This window comes from Streptococcus sp. AM43-2AT (assembly GCF_003603405.1).
GTDB classification, from domain to species: Bacteria; Bacillota; Bacilli; order Lactobacillales; family Streptococcaceae; genus Streptococcus; species Streptococcus ilei.
The window spans coordinates 43,575-60,025 of record NZ_QTND01000002.1 but is presented as its reverse complement, the minus strand read 5'-3'; the positions used below and the strand labels follow the sequence as shown (position 1 = coordinate 60,025).

Genomic DNA, 16,451 nt, shown 5'->3' with positions numbered 1-16,451 from the left:
GATGACACAATAAAATAAGTAGGGGGACTTTAAGATTTTTCTTAGTCCCTTGTTTTGAAAGGAAGGCAGATGGACAATCGACCAATTGGTTTTTTGGATTCGGGTGTCGGAGGGTTAACCGTTGTACGCGAATTGATGCGACAACTACCCCATGAAGAGGTCGTCTATATTGGTGATTCCGCCAGAGCACCCTACGGCCCGAGACCAGCAGATCAAATTCGTGATTATACTTGGGAGATGGTTCGTTTTCTCCTAACGAAAAATGTGAAGATGATTGTTTTGGCCTGTAATACAGCGACAGCTGTTGTATGGGAAGAGGTAAAAGAAGCCTTGGATATCCCTGTTTTAGGAGTGATTTTACCAGGTGCTTCCGCAGCGATCAAGGCGACGAGAAGCAAACGAATTGGCGTAATTGGGACACCGATGACAGTCGCCTCAGATATTTATCGTAAGAAGATTCAAAGCCTGTCACCAGAAATGGCAGTAGAGAGTTTAGCTTGTCCGAAATTTGTCCCTTTGGTTGAATCCAATGAGTTGCAGTCCAGTGTTACAAAAAAAGTCGTCTATGAAACCTTGAAACCCCTTGCCGGGAAGGTAGATACGTTGGTTTTGGGTTGCACTCATTATCCTCTTCTTCGCCCTATTATCCAAAATGTCATGGGGCCAGAGGTTCAATTAATTGATAGCGGGGCAGAGTGTGTCCGGGATATCTCGGTCTTACTCAACTACTTTGAGATTAATCGCAGTCGTCAATTGGACGATTGCCACCATCAATTTTATACAACGGCCAATGCAGCCAGTTTTGCAGCGATTGCCAAGACCTGGTTGCAGCAAGTCGTTCATGTGGAGCATGTAGAATTATGAACCAAAAGATATATGAATACAAAGATGCCTTAAATTGGTTTCTAGCTGAATGGGGAGAGCGGAGTGACTATAACGAATATAGTGAAGTCTCTTCAGAAGCTTCTGAGCTTGTTGACTTAGTAGAATCACTAGTTGGAGACACAGACTTGGGCTTCCCGCTGAATGTTACAGTTGTCCGTTACGCCTCTAGTTTGCAGTTTTTAACCTTCCTCTTTCAAATTGTGGAGGAAACAATAGGCCGGAAAATTGAAATCGTGCAACGCCAAGGAGCCCTTCTCATTGTAGAAGGAGAACAATTGCTCTCCGTTAATCTGCCAAAGAATGGTCTTCCACTTGCAGATTTTTTGGGGCAGAAAGGCCTCAAGGATCGCTTGTTAATCGCTACTCGGAATGAAGGAAAAACCAAAGAGTTTCGTCAGATTTTTGAGCAAATGGGCTTTGAAGTGGAGAATCTCAATGATTATCCTGATCTTCCAGAAGTAGCTGAAACAGGAATGACTTTTGAAGAAAATGCCCGCCTAAAAGCTGAGACGATTTCACAGCTAACAGGGAAAATGGTCTTGGCGGATGATTCAGGCCTTATGGTTGACATCCTTGGAGGCTTACCAGGTGTCTGGTCTGCTCGCTTTGCAGGTGAGGGAGCGACTGATTTAGAGAACAATGCCAAGCTCTTACATGAGTTGGCGATGGTCTTTGAATTGAAGGATCGGTCAGCAAAATTTCATACAACCTTAGTGGTTGCCAGTCCTGGTAAGGAAAGCCTTGTTGTGGAGGCGGATTGGCCAGGATACATCAATTTTGAGCCAAAAGGCGAGAACGGGTTTGGCTATGATCCCCTCTTTCTAGTTGGAGAAACAGGTAAGACATCTGCCCAACTAACTCTAGAGGAAAAGAATCAACAATCGCATCGAGCTTTAGCCGTGAAGAAATTAGTGGAGGTATTCCCAGCATGGCAGAACAAGTAATCATCGTCATGAGCGATTCTCATGGTGATCGTCAGATCGTAGAAGAGATCAAAAACCACTATAAAGGAAAGGTCGATGCCATTTTTCACAACGGGGATTCTGAGTTAGAAAGTACCGATCCTGTATGGGAAGGCATTCATGTTGTCAAAGGGAACATGGACTTCTATGGGGAGTACCCTGAACGTTTGGTGACGCAATTGGGTCCTACTCGGATCATTCAAACCCATGGCCATCTTTTCCAAATTAATTTTAGTTTTCAAAAGTTAGATTTTTGGGCCCAGGAAGAAGATGCAGATATCTGCCTCTATGGCCATCTGCATATTCCGGATGCTTGGAAGGAAGGGCGTACCCTTTTTCTGAATCCTGGGTCAGTCAGTTTACCGAGGGGGCCTATTCAAGAGTGCCTCTATGCTAAAGTGGAAATTGATGCAGATTCCTATCGAGTTGAGTTTTTAAATCGGAAACATGAGGTGTATGAACCTCTTACAAAGGAGTTTGATCGATGATCGCTAAGGAATTTGAGGAATTTATTCTTCGAGAAGAAAAAAATTTTTTGACTCCAGCGCGCAATTTAGCTGTTTTGATTGATACGCACAATGTGGATCATGCTATCTTGGTGCTCAGTCAAATTAGCTACACTCGTGTTCCTGTTGTGACCGATCAGATGAAGTACGTAGGGACGATTTCTTTAACAGACATTCTTTCTTACCAAATGAAACATGATTATTCTGATGAAGTCTTTTCATCCATGGACATCGTTCATATGACAAAAACGGATGGAGAGCGCTTAGGGAAAGATTATACTGTGACAGAAGTCTTGCATAAGTTGGTAGAGGAATCCTTTCTACCGGTTGTTTCAGAGGATGGAGTCTTTGAAGGAATCATTACTCGAAAATCCATTTTAAAAGCCATCAACTCCCTCATGCACAATTTCTCAAATGAATACGAGATGAGGAAAATATGAAAGAATACATAGCTAGTTTTATCAAAGAAAAAGACTTAAGTGAAAATTCGCAGGCGGCCTATTCTTATGATTTGGATCAGTTCGTGGATACGATTCATAACCATGTCTCAGATACCAATCTTCGAATATATCAAGCTTCGATTAAGGATTTTAAACCAGCTGTTCAAAAACGGAAGCTTTCTGCCGTCAATCAATTTCTATTTTATCTTTATCAACATCAGGTTATTGAGGATTACCATCGCTTGGTCCTTCCAAAAGTCTCTGTGTCCAAGAGCCACGATCAAGAGTTATTGGATTTATCCCTTTTGTGGGAAGGCTCGGACCAATCCCAAGGACGCTTGATTGCCCTCTTGATTGTCGAGATGGGCTTGTTACCTAGTGAAATTCTTCAGTTGAAAATCGTTGATATTGAACTCGATTTTCAGGTTTTACGTGTAGGGAAAGAAGGACAGAAACGGGTCTTGCGCATTCCGGATGCTCTTTTAGGAGAGTTGACAGATTTGATGACTGGGACGTATTTATTTGATAACAAGGGCAAGCCCTATTCGCGTCAGTGGGGCTTCCGTCAATTAGAGTCCTTCCTAATGGAAAAAGGTTTTGAAAATCTTTCAGCGCAATCCTTACGGGAACAATATATTTTAAAACAAAGAGAACAGGGGATGGATCTGTTTAGCATCGCCCGAGAGCTAGGTTTAAAAACCCTAGTAACTCTAGAAAAGTATAAGTAATGGATATTAAAATAAAGGATTTTGAAGGTCCCCTGGATCTTCTCTTACACCTCGTTTCAAAATATCAGATGGATATTTATGAGGTCCCTCTGATTGAGGTGATCGAGCAGTACTTGGCTTATCTGACGACCCTTCAAGCCATGCGCTTAGAGGTCGCTGGTGAATACATGCTGATGGCCAGTCAGTTGACCTTGATTAAGAGTCGGCGTCTCCTTCCCAAAATTGCGGAGCAAGCAACGGATGAAGAAGATTTAGAGCAGGACCTCCTGTCTCAAATCGAAGAGTACCGGAAGTTTAAATTATTGGGTGAAAAGATGGCTCTTCAACACGAGGAGAGAGCCCAGTACTTTTCAAAACCAAAAACGGAATTAGTCTATGATGATGCAGAATTGGTCCATGATAAGACCACGATCGATCTTTTCTTAGCCTTTTCAAAATTGTTGACGAAAAAGAAAGAAGAATTTCGACAAAATCATACGACCATTGTCCGAGATGAGTATAAAATTGAAGACCTGATGAATGAGGTTCGTCGCTTGTGTCAGCCTGGTAAGAGAATCTTGCTACAAGATATTTTTGAAGAAGCCAAGGATGTTAACGAACTGATTACTGTCTTTTTGGCAACTTTGGAGTTGATTAAAGTACAAGAAGTTGAGGCTCTTCAAGAAGAACCATTTGGAGATATTATTTTAGTAGGATTAAAGAATGAGTAAAATTGCAGAGATGGAGGCCCTCTTGTTTGTTGCAGGAGAAGATGGTTTAACAGTGAGGCAGATTGCAGACCTCCTATCCCTTCCTCCTACAGGAGTGATTCAAAGTTTAGAAAAACTGGCCCAAAAGTATGAGCAGGATCAGGATTCTTGTATGGCTTTGTTGGAGACAGCGTCAACTTATAAATTAGTGACCAAGTCCCAATATGCAGAGCTGTTACGCGAGTATTCAAAGTCGCCAATGAACCAAAGTCTCTCTCGTGCCGCCTTAGAAACTCTATCTATCATTGCTTATAAACAACCGATAACTCGGATTGAAGTCGATGATATTCGTGGAGTGAACTCTAGTGGGGCCATTTCAAAATTACTTTCTTTTGAGTTGATTCGAGAAGATGGGAAGAAGGAAGTCATTGGGAGACCCAATCTCTATGTGACGACAGATTACTTTTTGGATTACATGGGGATTAACCATTTAGACGAGCTACCAATTGTTGAAGAGACTGAGTTAATCGGTCAAGAAAGCCAATTATTTACAGAAAGAACTGAGGAAATTGATGAGAATTAACAAATATATTGCTCATGCTGGTGTCGCAAGTCGCCGCAAAGCAGAGGAATTGATTAAGCAAGGCCTTGTCACTGTAAATGGTCAAGTGGTGCGCGAATTGGCGACGACGATCAAGTCGGGGGACAAGGTAGAAGTAGAAGGACAACCAATCTACAACGAAGAGAAGGTTTACTACCTCTTAAATAAACCAAGAGGGGTCATTTCCAGTGTATCCGACGATAAAGGGAGACCAACTGTTATTGATTTGCTACCTCAAGTCAAGGAACGGATTTATCCTGTCGGTCGTTTGGACTGGGATACTTCTGGTGTCCTGATTTTGACCAATGACGGTGATTTTACGGATGAAATGATCCATCCGCGTAATGAGATTGATAAGGTTTATGTTGCGCGTGTGAAGGGCTTGGCGAATAAAGAAAACTTGCGTCCCTTGACACGTGGTGTGACCATTGATGGGAAAAAAACCAAGCCAGCAACTTATGAAATTCTAAAGGTTGATCCAGAAAAGAATCGCTCAGTTGTCCAATTGACCATCCATGAAGGACGCAATCACCAGGTCAAAAAGATGTTTGAAGCCGTGGGGCTTTTGGTGGATAAATTGTCTCGGACCCAATTTGGAAATCTAGACGTTTCTGGACTTCGCCCTGGTGAATACCGCCGACTCAATAAGAAAGAAATCAGCCAATTGCATACTCTTGCGGTGACAAAGACGAAAAAATAATGAAGAAATGTGCAATTGGACTTGTTCGTCTCTATCAACGCCTTCTTTCGCCCCTCTTTCCGCCTTCCTGTCGCTATAATCCTACCTGTTCCAACTATATGATTCAGGCTATTGAACGGCATGGTTTAAAAGGGATTCTGATGGGACTTGCTCGGATTCTCCGTTGCCATCCCTGGAGCAAGACGGGAGTGGATCCAGTTCCAGATCATTTCAGTCTGAGGAGCCACCTAGAAGAGGAAGAGAAAGGCAAAAATTAAGATCGAACATACTTTAATAAAAAGTCTCACTCAGAGCAAAGAAAAAGAGAGTGGGACAGAAATCGGTAGTTCGCTAGAATTCGATTTCGTCGTCCCACCTCCGCACAGTTGAGTAGGGCTGTAAAAGCTGATGAAATCAGCGTAGTAGAGCCCACACAACCACTGCGTCTTGCTCGACAATCCAAAGACAATAAAGAGGCTAGGACTTTTGTCCCAGCCTCTTTTGTTTTTTTAGCGGTCTGACCAAGTGCGTGGCATAAAGAGCAGTAACATAGGGTAGATTTCCAACCGTCCTGCAATCATGGCGATCGATAGTAAGAGCTTAGAGATTGGGCTAAAGATAGCAAAGGTATCCGTTGTTCCAATCATCGGTCCGATATTGTTAAAGCAACTAAAGACAGCGCTGACGACCGTCATAAAATTATTGCTATCAAAGCTGACAATCGCAATGAGAGAGATCATAATCAAGGTATAGACTACGAAGTATTTTAAGATTTTGTGCTGGGTATCCTTATCCAAGGCTGTGCCATTCACATGCAGGGTCATCACCCGATTGGGTGAGAGGGTCGAACGAATTTGATTCTTCCCGATTCGAGCTAGAATTAAGAAACGAATGACTTTCAGCCCCCCGGCAGTTGACCCAGCCGATCCACCAATCACCATGAGCATGAGGAGGAGGAACTGAGAAAAGAGCGGCCAATCAACAGTATTGCCAAAACCAAATCCAGTCGTGGTAATGACGTTGGACACTTGGAAAAAGGACATTTCAAAACTATCTGCAAAATTGTGATAGAGATGCAAAATGTTGCAGGCAATCAGTAGGGAAGAAACACCGACAATCATCAAATAGGTACGAAGTTCTTCATCGCCGAAAAAGGCTTTGAACTTGCGAAGCATGATGTAGTAGTAAAGGTTGAAGTTAACCCCAAAGACCAAGACTCCGAAACTGACCAGATAGGTGATGAGAGTTGAATGGTAGTGGGCAATCCCGTCGTTAAAGACAGTGAATCCACCAGTTCCTGCTGTTCCCATGGCAATGATAAAACTATCATACAGGGGCATGCCAGCACAGAAGTAGATAATGACAAAGAGGAAGAAGAGGGCCAGATAGAGATAGTAAAGGATTTGAGCTGTATTCTTGAGTTTGGATACAATTTTACCAAATACCGGGCCAGGAACTTCTGCCTTCATCACTTCGAGGTGGCTGTTCTTATTGTTGTCCATAATTGCTAGGGCAAAAACCAACACCCCCATCCCTCCGATTAAGTGGGTAAAACTACGCCAGAAGAGAAGAGAAGGGCTGAGAACAGATACGTCATTTAAAATAGTCGCCCCTGTGGTCGTAAAACCAGAGCTAATCTCGAAAAAGGCATCAATAATGTTTGGGATTTGTCCTGAGAAGACAAAGGGAAGGGCTCCGAAGAAGGACCAGAGGATCCAACACAAAGCCACAATGAGAACGCCTTCTTTGGCGTAGATGTGAAAATCTTTGGGCTTGAATAAGGTACCAATTCCTCCAAGAATGAGGAGGATGGCAATGGTAGCAAATAGGGAGATAAAGACAGTTGGACTATCTTTCACAACAAAATCATTCTTTAGATTGAGGAGTGCAACAACAATCGGAACACAGAGCAGCATGGCTTCAATCAGAAGGAGTTTTGCTAAAAGATAGCGAATCATACTTTTATTCATAGCTTACCCCTCTAACAAATCATAGATTTTCGTGATATTGCTGATTAAGGTGGTAACGATAATTCGGTCCCCAATCAAGAGGTGATCATCCCCAGTTGGGAAAATGGCTTTCCCGTTTCGGATAATGGCCGCGATCAGAACACCTTTTTTCAATTTCAGTTGAGCCAAAGGCTTGCCTGTCATCTTATTTTCTTCCCGAATCTGGAATTGAAGAGTTTCAATTTGGCCATTGGCGACGTGGTGCAAGGCTTCAAGATTTGAATAACGGGCATTGTAGCGTCCGCGGATGAAATGCATGATCGTATCAACTGCGATTCCTTTCGGTGTCACAATACTTGAAAAATCTTGGCGATCAATGATTTCAAGTAAGCTGGTCCGGTTGACCTTGGTAATATTCTTTTGTACACCAATACTATTCAGGAACATGGAAGAGATAATGTTTTCTTCGTCGACGCCCGTTAAGGTTGCCACGGCATCAAAGTTACCTGCGCGTTCCTCCATTAGGATATCTTTTGATGTCCCGTCGCCTTGGATGACATAGAGGTCAGGAAATTCTTGACTAAACCATTCTGCCCGTTTTTGATCGATTTCAATCACTTTTAAGTCGATTTTTCGTTTATTATTACTAAGAATATTCAGAAGATAGTAGGAAATCTTACCAGCACCAATAAGGAGGAGACTTTTAACAACCTGAGGACGAATGCTATTGTGGAAATTCACAATTTCCACTCGATTTCCCGTCATAAAAATCTTATCAAAGGCTTGTAAAGTGAAGTCCCCATCTGGAATCGTTAACTGACCTTGTCGTTCGATAGCACAGATAATAATGTTTCCATATTTCTTCCTGAATTGAGAAAGGGTCATCTGACAGAGAGGACTTTCCTCTTTGATTATAAATTCCATAAAAGCGACCCGTCCACTAGCAAAATGCTCAACAGACAAGGCGTTTGGAAAGTCAATGCTGTTAGCAATGTAGCGAGCTGCTAGAAGCTCAGGATTGACGACTAGAGAGAAGCCAAGAATATTTTTTTCTTTGAAATAAGAATTTGAGTATTCTGGATTCCGGACGCGGACAACGGTCTCTTTGGCTCCCATTTTCTTAGCCAAAACGGCAGATACCATATTGACTTCGTCCTGCTCTGTCAGGGCGACAAAAATGTCGCAGTCAGCCACATCTGCTTGTTCTAGAATTTTAAAGTTGGCACCATTTCCAACAATACCAATGATATCGTAGCGTTTGGTAATATGATTAACAACGGCTTCATCTTGTTCAATCAAGATGACATCGTGATTTTCTGCGACGAGGGAACGACAGAGGGCTGTTCCGACTTTACCGCCTCCAACTACAATAATTTTCATGAATATTTCCTCCAAAGTATGATTCTATCTTACTCTATTTTCAAAAAAAAATCACCTCTTAATGGTGGAAATAGGGCGTAAAGAGCCAGATTCTCTTCAATACATGAAAGAGAATGTAAAAAAGTGAAATTTTTTTGTCGAAATAGTTGACAGGAGGTAGGAAAGTGGTATACTGATACAGTAACCTCATTGATTTACCTCAAACCTGTTGTGAGTTAAGTTAATGAAGTCGTAACCACGCTGTTTGCTGAGCTAGACTCCGGGCAGTGTGGCTATTTTTTTGTCGGAAAAGAGATTGTGATGAATATTGAAGAATTAGCTTATACAGAAACCAAATCAAAAAACCATGTAGTTCTCTATCAACCTCAAATTCCTCAAAATACAGGGAATATCGCTCGCACTTGTGCAGCCACCAATGCCCCTCTCCACATCATCCGTCCTATGGCCTTTCCCATTGATGATCGAAAGATGAAACGGGCTGGACTAGATTATTGGGATAAGTTGGATGTTCGCTTCTATGACAGCCTAGATGAATTTATGGAAGCTGCGGCTGGAGGAAAGGTTCACCTAGTCTCAAAATTTGCTGATCGAACCTATTCTGAAGTAGCCTACAATGATAATGCAGAACATTATTTCATCTTTGGTCGTGAGGACAAGGGTCTACCAGAGGATTTTATGCGGCTCCATGCTGAAAAGGCGATTCGGATTCCGATGAATGATGAGCATGTCAGAAGCTTGAATGTCTCCAATACCGTTTGCATGATTGTCTACGAAGCCCTCAGACAACAAGAATTTTCTGGATTAGAGCTGGTCCATCAGTATGAGGGAGACAAGTTGAAGTAGAGGCTCTTTGCAAAAGGGATCAAGTTGTAACTTTCGATATTACAAAACACTTGCAATAGCAGGTGTTTTTTGTTATGATAAAGGGGTCTTCAGGGCAGGGTGTAATTCCCGACCGGCGGTGACTTTAAAGTGGAAATGTTTTTTTCCTTTTATACTTTGTTGCCAAGCTTTGCCTAACTATAAGTTATGTCTACAGCTTGGCGCCTCGTCTAAAAGAAAAATATCTATTTCCTCTTCCTTAAAGAAGTCCGCGAGCGTAAGCTGATGTGGTGCGATTCCACAACCGACAGTATAGTCTGGATGGGAGAAGACGAGAGAGGAACAAACCTGTTCTTATTGACGATTGACTTGATGGAAATGTTCTTGATTTTATAAGAAATCAGTCTTCGAGCTTTTTTCTTATAGCATCCTGACTTCTTTTGTCAAGTACCGAGGAACTTTTTAAGTTTTCTTTAAAACGATTCGATTAGAATATGGGAAAGGGAATCTTTCCAACTTCTTCTAATTTTAGTAAAAATTGGAGGAACCTATGATGACAAATACTCGTAAACTGACCCTAGTGGCTGTTTTATCTGCACTTTCTTTTCTATTGATGTTTTATCAACTATCAATAGGGATTGATTTTTTAAAGGTTGACTTTAGTACGATTCCAATCTTACTCGCCTTAGTTTTGTTAGATTTGAAGAGCTCATTTGTGGTGATTTTGATTCGATCTGTTCTCAAGTTAGTTCTGAATGGTCGAGGAGCTGAGACCTTGGTGGGCTTACCGATTAATATCATTGGTGTTTTAGTCTTTGTCTTAGCATTTGCAGTCATTTGGAATAAGAAAAAAAACACAAGGCGATTTGTGATAGCTAGTCTAGTTGGGACAGTTGGTTTAACCATTTCCATGCTCCTAGTTAATTATTATTATGCCATCCCCCTCTATGCTAAATTTGTTGGTTTTGACATAGCGAAGATGGTCGGAGTTGAAAAGTATCTTCTCAGTATGGTTGTTCCCTTTAATCTAATAGAAGGACTGATTTGGGCTGTTACCTTCTGGATGGTTTACACCGTCGTACAGCCCCTACTTAAAATCTATGAAAAATAAACAATCTCATTTCTTAAAGGGCTCTTTTGCCCTTTTGTTATTTATGATTCTGGGCTATGTAGTCAAATTTTATCCGGAAAATTTAGTCGGAATTGATCAACCGATCCAATCGGCTATTCGCGGGGATTTACCAGCCTATCTGACGGCCTTCTTTACCCGTGTAACAGTGCTGATGAACACACCAGTTGTCACATTTTGGGTTGGCGTCATCGTCCTCTTCTTTGTCTGGAAGAAATGGTATACGGAGGCCCTCCTCCTCACAGGAAGTTTAGTTACAACTGGATTAGTGGTTGTGATTCTGAAGCATATTTATCTGCGTCCACGGCCAGCTCTTCAACACTTGGTCCAAGAAGGGGGCTATTCTTTTCCAAGTGGTCACTCTTTAGCTGCCACCCTCGTCTTCGGTAGTTTGATGATTGTGGTGGGGCAACGGATGACCTCTCAAGTCGGAAAAGTTCTCGTTCAGTTTGCCCTCTTCCTTTGTATGGTGACCATCGTCCTTTCGCGTGTCTATGTTGGGGTTCATTACCCGACTGACGTGACAGGAAGTATGCTTTTAGGATTCGGTCTTTTGCAAATGGTCTTCCCTTATTACGATCGTTTGCGTTTTGAATGGCGCTTTAAGAGTAAGCAGAAGTAAAGTATGAAAGATCTATTTGAAGAAAAGGTTTTAAATGTCCTGGCTCATATTCCAATAGGATGTGTAGCGACCTATGGACAAATCGCCCAACTCATTGGCTATCCTCGCCATGCCCGGCAGGTCGGCAAGGTTTTGGCCACTTCTACAAAGGCTGTGGCCTATCCCTGTCATCGGGTCGTAACATCTACTGGTCGCCTGGCTCCTGATTGGGAAGAGCAAGGCACGCTTCTCTGGGCAGAAGGAGTGGAATGCAAATCAAACGGTTGTGTCGATCTTAAGAAATACAAGTGGAAAGCAGAGGAGACTCAACTTTGAGTTCACTTTGCTTTTTTGCTATAATGAGGGGTATGAAATCCTATACGACTTTAAATGATTATTATCGAACCCTATTTGGAGAAAAGACCTTCAAAGTCCCGATTGATGCGGGATTTGACTGTCCCAATCGTGATGGAACTGTTGCTCGTGGTGGCTGTACCTTTTGTACGGTTTCTGGTTCTGGGGATGCCATTGTGGCACCAGATGCCCCCATTCGGGATCAGTTTTACAAAGAGATTGATTTTATGCGCCACAAATGGCCAGATGTGAAAAAGTATTTGGTGTATTTTCAAAATTTTACCAATACCCATGAATCCGTCGATGTCATTCGTGAACGCTATGAGCAAGCTATCAATGAACCGGGTGTTGTAGGGATTAACATCGGGACACGGCCAGACTGCTTGCCAGATGAAACGTTAGCCTATCTAGCAGAATTGACAAAGCGAATGCATGTGACCATTGAGCTAGGCTTGCAGACGACCTATGAATCGACATCTGAATTGATCAACCGTGCTCATAGTTACGAGCTCTATGTAGAAACGGTCAAGCGGATTCGTCATCAGGTTCCCAAGGCTGAGATTGTTTCGCATTTGATCAACGGTCTTCCAGGGGAGACGCATGAGATGATGGTAGAAAATGTCCGTCGTTGTGTGACGGACAATGATATTCATGGTATTAAGTTACACCTGCTCCACCTGATGACCAACACTCGGATGCAACGGGACTATCATGAAGGGCGGTTGCAATTGATGAGCCAGGAGGAATACGTGTCGGTCATCTGTGACCAACTGGAAATTATTCCCAAGGAAATTGTCATCCACCGGATTACAGGAGATGCTCCGCGAGAGATGCTGATAGGCCCAATGTGGAGTCTCAATAAGTGGGAAGTTCTGAATGCTATTGAAACAGAAATGCGTCGTCGAGGAAGTGTTCAAGGCTGTAAACTAGGAAAATTGGAGGAGTAGGATGTTGCGACCATTAGAAATGGCCCATGATTTTCTTAGGGAAGTCATTACGGATCAAGATACCGTCGTTGATGCGACTATGGGTAATGGGCATGATACGCTTTTCTTGGCGAAACTAGCCAAAGAAGTTTATGCATTTGATATTCAAGAGCAGGCCTTGGTCCATACGCAGAAGCGTTTGGAAGAAGCAGGCCTTGCCAATGCCCACCTTCTTTTGAAGGGGCATGAAGAGGTTGATTTCTATGTAAACCAGGTCAAGGCTGCTATCTTCAATTTAGGCTATCTTCCTTCAGCAGACAAGTCGATCATTACCCAGCCTAGAACAACCATTCAAGCCATCGATAAACTATGTCACCTCTTGGTCAAAGGGGGCCGGATAGCTATCATGATCTATTATGGTCATGAAGGTGGAGACCTAGAAAAAGATGCTGTCTTGGATTTTGTCTCTCACCTACCTCAACAAGAATTTACGGTCACTAGTTATCGGACCCTCAATCAAATTAATCATCCACCATTTTTGGTCATGATTGAAAAATTAGAAAGTTACCGCCATGGATAAAGAATTTTTAAAAAATAAAATTGAAGCCCTTCGTCACGATTTTGTGGAGTCAACGTCTCATGAACGTGCTGTCGGTTTTTTGGATGAAGCGCGGATGAGCAAAAAGATGATCAAAATCAAGAAGAAGTTAGTCTCTCTTGAAATGGAACGTAGCCAGAAGAAAATTGAGCACAAGGATCTGACAAAGATTGATCAAAAGATCCAAGAACAAAAACAACTCTTTGAGGACTGTTGTAACCAACGATCAGGAGGATAAGAGATGGAGATTCTTGTATACGCCATTGTCTTTTCCCTGGTTCTGATTGTTTCCAATGCGACCAATAAGTTGATTCCGACCTTGCCCTTGCCCTTGATCCAGATCTTCCTTGGGATTGGGCTTGGCTTTCTCTTACCCAATTCGGAGTATCACTTAGATACAGAACTCTTTTTGGCCTTGGTTATTGGTCCCCTCCTCTTTCGAGAGGCAGAAGAAGCGGATATTACTTCTATTCTCAAGCACTGGCGCATTATCGCCTTTTTAATCTTCCCAGTTATTTTTATTTCGACCCTTAGCTTGGGCTGGTTGGCTCATCTCTTGTGGTTAGGAATTCCACTAGCTGCCTGTATGGCAGTTGGGGCAGCGCTCGGTCCGACTGATTTGGTGGCTTTTGCCTCCCTTTCGGAACGCTTTACCTTTCCTAAACGGGTCTCCAACATTTTAAAAGGAGAAGGCTTGCTCAACGATGCTTCAGGTTTGGTGGCCTTTTGAGTAGCTCTGGCTGCTTGGACTACTGGTGCCTTCTCATTGGGACAGGCTAGTTGGGACTTGGTGATTTCCATTTTAGGAGGTTTTGCGGTAGGGATTGTGACAGCGGCTGTCAACCGTGGGCTTCAGAAACTGTTGTTGAGTGTTCGGGCAACAGATATTGCCAGTGAACTCATTTTAGAATTGAGTCTTCCCTTGTTAACCTTCTTTATTGCAGAAGAGATCCATGTATCAGGGATTATTGCGGTGGTCGTGGCTGGGATCCTAAAGGCTAGTCGGATTAAGAAAATTACCCTACTAGAAGCCAAAGTCGATACGGTGACGCATACGGTTTGGAATACAGTCAATTTTGTCCTTAACGGATACGTCTTTGTCCTTTTGGGGATAGAGCTTGAGATGATTTCTGAGCCAATTCTTAGGACTCCCTTTTACAACAATCTGCTCTTGATTGTGACTGTTCTCTTATTGACGGGATTCCTATTCTTGATTCGCTTCTTGATGGTGTATGGATTTTACTGGTACCGTGGTTTCCGATTGAAAAAATCCATTGATAAGTATCTGAAAGATGCTCTCTTGTTGACCTTTTCGGGGGTCAAAGGAGCGGTGTCTATCGCGACCATTCTGTTAATACCGACGCATCTAGAAGCAGAATATCCAGTTCTCTTGTTTTTAGTAGCAGGGGTGACCTTGTGTAGTTTCCTGATTGGACTTCTCATCCTACCAAAACTATCCGAAGACAAAGAGGAATCCAATGATCATTTGATGCACATTGCTATCTTAAACGATGTCGTCATGCTATTGGAGAAGGAGTTGACGGTGACCAAGCAGAAGGGGCCTCTGTATGCGGCTATTGATAATTATCATGGCCGGATAGAAAATATGATTCTCAATCAGGAGGATAAGGCCACTCAAAGAGACTGGGAGCAATTGAAACTCCTTATTCTCAGTATCGAGAACGATGGTTTGGAACAAGCCTATGAAGAAGGAAAGATTCGAGATAGAAGCTACCATGTCTATCAACGTTATCTCCGATCCATGGAGCAAAATATCAATCGCAATCTGTCATCGCGCCTGACCTATTATTTCTTGGTGCTCTTCCGCATAATCCGACTCCTTTTCCACGAAGTGTTGACCTTTGGATCCGGTATTCAGGCATGGAAAAACGGAGAAAATTACAAGCTCGAAGCTATCGATTATGACCAGATTGCCGCCTTGTATTTGGCGAATACGGAAATTATTATCGAGAGTTTGGAAAACCTAAAAGGAGTCTATCGCAGTAGTTTGGTATCTTTCCTTCAAGAATCACGCCTGCGTGAAACGTCATTGATTACCAGTGGAGCCTTTGTAGAGCGGGTTATCAATCGGATCAAGCCCAATAATATTGATGAGATGCTAAGAGGCTATTACCTGGAGAGAAAACTCATTTTCAAATATGAGGAGCAACATTTGATTTCGGCCAAGTATGCACGTCGCATGCGGCAAAATGTCAACGAATTGGAAAACTATTCCTTGAGGGAAAGTGCCAATACTCTACCATATGATATGATCAATTACGCTCGAAATCGATAAAAAATGACAGTTCTATCTAAGATAGAAGAAGAAAAGAGATTGGTGACGTTTGTCCCAATCTCTTTCTTTTGTGTATTAGTAGGCTAATGATTACTGGTCTGTCTGAATGTAATAGCGATCTTCCCCGATAGGAATCAGCTGGACCTTCCCCCCATAAAAGGCTGATAGAGTATCTTGGGTGAGAATTTCCTCCTTAGGCCCTTGGGCAAAACTTTGTCCCTCCTTGAGAAGAAGGACATGGCTAAAAGATTTGGTGATTTCCTCCGCATGGTGGGTAACAAAGAGAATGGTCGGTGCCTTTTCCATCTGTTTGATCTGGTGAATCAACTGAAAGATGGCTTCCCGAGCAAATAAGTCGAGCCCACTTGAGGCTTCGTCGAAGATGAGAAGGTCGGGTTCTTCCATGAGACTACGGGCGATAAGAATCGTCTGTTTTTCCCCTTGAGAGAGAGTCCTGTATTTTCGCCCAATCAAAGAAATAGCACCGATGCGACGCAACATGGACCGTGCTTCTTGGAGTTCTTTCTCTCCGTAAGTTGTATAGAGGATGCTACTCTTGTATTTACCAGTGAGGACGATTTCTTCTGGGGATAGAGATTCAGGGATGCGCTCAGAAATAAAGGAGCTAACCACTCCAATTCGCTTGCGGAGTTCAGGAATGTCGCCTTGTCCAAATTGTGTTCCAAGGACAGAAACCTCTCCTTCCGTTTTCCAATATTCCGCCATTAAGAGACGAAGGAGGGTCGATTTTCCAGCACCATTCAGTCCAAGGATGGCCCAGGTTTCCCCCTTATTGACGGTCCAATTCAAACGGGAAAGGAGATTTTTTCCTTCTTTTCTGAGAGTGACGTCTTTCAGTTCAATTAAGCTTTCTTTCATCTTTTTAACCTTCATAAAAATATTTTC

General features: G+C 42.7%; 19 protein-coding genes, 1 pseudogene and 1 riboswitch. Of the genes and pseudogenes, 17 read left to right on the top strand and 3 right to left on the bottom strand.

Translation table 11 applies throughout. The features are described from left to right. The first annotated feature begins 69 nt into the window (after positions 1–69). From racE to yidD, 9 genes are read left to right on the top strand one after another with little or no spacing between them, the layout of a single operon-like run. Entirely contained in the window at positions 70–864 is a 795-nt protein-coding gene (gene racE / locus DW930_RS04940) for a glutamate racemase (RefSeq protein WP_117744572.1), read from the top strand. Next, positions 861–1,829 carry a nucleoside-triphosphate diphosphatase gene (locus DW930_RS04935; protein WP_023024106.1) on the top strand — a complete coding sequence of 323 codons (969 nt, stop codon included), beginning with the start codon at positions 861–863 and terminating at the stop codon, positions 1,827–1,829. The genes racE and DW930_RS04935 overlap by 4 nt, the downstream gene beginning before the upstream one ends. Then, a complete protein-coding gene (locus DW930_RS04930) occupies positions 1,814–2,335 on the top strand; it encodes a metallophosphoesterase (RefSeq protein ID WP_023024104.1) in 522 nt (173 codons plus the stop codon). Before DW930_RS04935 ends, DW930_RS04930 begins: the two co-directional genes overlap by 16 nt. Then, on the top strand, positions 2,332–2,793 hold the full coding sequence (cbpB, locus tag DW930_RS04925; RefSeq protein WP_023024102.1) for a cyclic-di-AMP-binding protein CbpB: 462 nt from the start codon (positions 2,332–2,334) through the stop codon (positions 2,791–2,793). The genes DW930_RS04930 and cbpB overlap by 4 nt, the downstream gene beginning before the upstream one ends. Further along, the gene (gene xerD / locus DW930_RS04920; protein WP_023024100.1) at positions 2,790–3,521 is read left to right on the top strand and encodes a site-specific tyrosine recombinase XerD; all 732 of its coding nucleotides are present in this window, start codon (positions 2,790–2,792) and stop codon (positions 3,519–3,521) included. Before cbpB ends, xerD begins: the two co-directional genes overlap by 4 nt. Further along, on the top strand, positions 3,521–4,231 hold the full coding sequence (locus DW930_RS04915) for a segregation/condensation protein A (protein WP_023027151.1): 711 nt from the start codon (positions 3,521–3,523) through the stop codon (positions 4,229–4,231). The genes xerD and DW930_RS04915 overlap by 1 nt, the downstream gene beginning before the upstream one ends. Continuing rightward, positions 4,224–4,793, top strand: coding sequence for an SMC-Scp complex subunit ScpB (scpB, locus tag DW930_RS04910; RefSeq protein WP_023027150.1), 570 nt, complete (start codon positions 4,224–4,226; stop codon positions 4,791–4,793). Before DW930_RS04915 ends, scpB begins: the two co-directional genes overlap by 8 nt. Then, positions 4,783–5,511 (top strand): pseudouridine synthase, encoded by a 729-nt coding sequence (locus tag DW930_RS04905; RefSeq protein ID WP_023024093.1) that lies wholly within the window; start codon positions 4,783–4,785, stop codon positions 5,509–5,511. Before scpB ends, DW930_RS04905 begins: the two co-directional genes overlap by 11 nt. Next, positions 5,511–5,768: a membrane protein insertion efficiency factor YidD gene (gene yidD / locus DW930_RS04900; RefSeq protein ID WP_023024092.1), complete on the top strand. Its 258-nt coding sequence runs from the start codon at positions 5,511–5,513 to the stop codon at positions 5,766–5,768. The genes DW930_RS04905 and yidD overlap by 1 nt, the downstream gene beginning before the upstream one ends. A 231-nt stretch (positions 5,769–5,999) precedes the next feature. On the opposite strand, the gene DW930_RS04890 is transcribed toward yidD, so the two are convergent. Together DW930_RS04890 and trkA are read right to left on the bottom strand one after the other, a co-directional pair. After that, on the bottom strand, positions 6,000–7,460 hold the full coding sequence (locus DW930_RS04890) for a TrkH family potassium uptake protein (protein ID WP_123159484.1): 1,461 nt from the start codon (positions 7,458–7,460) through the stop codon (positions 6,000–6,002). Positions 7,461–7,463: 3 nt separating this feature from the next. Further along, positions 7,464–8,819, bottom strand: a complete 1,356-nt coding sequence (gene trkA, locus DW930_RS04885) for a Trk system potassium transporter TrkA (protein ID WP_023024088.1) — start codon at positions 8,817–8,819, stop codon at positions 7,464–7,466. A gap of 300 nt (positions 8,820–9,119) precedes the next feature. Here trkA and DW930_RS04880 point away from each other — a divergent pair, with 300 nt between their 5' ends. The 8 genes and pseudogenes from DW930_RS04880 (at position 9,120) to DW930_RS04845 (ending at position 15,545) form a co-directional block, all read left to right on the top strand. Beyond that, the gene (locus DW930_RS04880) at positions 9,120–9,662 is read left to right on the top strand and encodes a tRNA (cytidine(34)-2'-O)-methyltransferase (RefSeq protein WP_023027147.1); all 543 of its coding nucleotides are present in this window, start codon (positions 9,120–9,122) and stop codon (positions 9,660–9,662) included. A gap of 81 nt (positions 9,663–9,743) precedes the next feature. Then, positions 9,744–9,978, top strand: a riboswitch (FMN riboswitch). Between the two features lie 216 nt (positions 9,979–10,194). Beyond that, complete coding sequence (locus DW930_RS04875) at positions 10,195–10,752, top strand: ECF transporter S component (protein WP_042361430.1); 558 nt, start codon at positions 10,195–10,197, stop codon at positions 10,750–10,752. Further along, positions 10,742–11,392 (top strand): phosphatase PAP2 family protein, encoded by a 651-nt coding sequence (locus tag DW930_RS04870; protein WP_023027146.1) that lies wholly within the window; start codon positions 10,742–10,744, stop codon positions 11,390–11,392. The genes DW930_RS04875 and DW930_RS04870 overlap by 11 nt, the downstream gene beginning before the upstream one ends. 3 nt (positions 11,393–11,395) lie before the next feature. Then, complete coding sequence (locus DW930_RS04865) at positions 11,396–11,707, top strand: methylated-DNA--[protein]-cysteine S-methyltransferase (protein WP_023024080.1); 312 nt, start codon at positions 11,396–11,398, stop codon at positions 11,705–11,707. A gap of 23 nt (positions 11,708–11,730) precedes the next feature. Beyond that, positions 11,731–12,672 (top strand): TIGR01212 family radical SAM protein, encoded by a 942-nt coding sequence (locus DW930_RS04860; protein WP_123159639.1) that lies wholly within the window; start codon positions 11,731–11,733, stop codon positions 12,670–12,672. A 1-nt stretch (position 12,673) separates the two neighbouring features. After that, positions 12,674–13,231: a class I SAM-dependent methyltransferase gene (locus DW930_RS04855; RefSeq protein WP_023024075.1), complete on the top strand. Its 558-nt coding sequence runs from the start codon at positions 12,674–12,676 to the stop codon at positions 13,229–13,231. After that, positions 13,224–13,487: a hypothetical protein gene (locus DW930_RS04850; protein ID WP_023024073.1), complete on the top strand. Its 264-nt coding sequence runs from the start codon at positions 13,224–13,226 to the stop codon at positions 13,485–13,487. Before DW930_RS04855 ends, DW930_RS04850 begins: the two co-directional genes overlap by 8 nt. A gap of 3 nt (positions 13,488–13,490) precedes the next feature. Then, positions 13,491–15,545, top strand: a pseudogene (locus DW930_RS04845) (sodium:proton antiporter). 90 nt (positions 15,546–15,635) lie between these two features. On the opposite strand, the gene DW930_RS04840 reads toward DW930_RS04845, so the two are convergent. Then, positions 15,636–16,439, bottom strand: coding sequence for an ABC transporter ATP-binding protein (locus DW930_RS04840; RefSeq protein ID WP_120701708.1), 804 nt, complete (start codon positions 16,437–16,439; stop codon positions 15,636–15,638). Positions 16,440–16,451 lie beyond the last annotated feature (12 nt).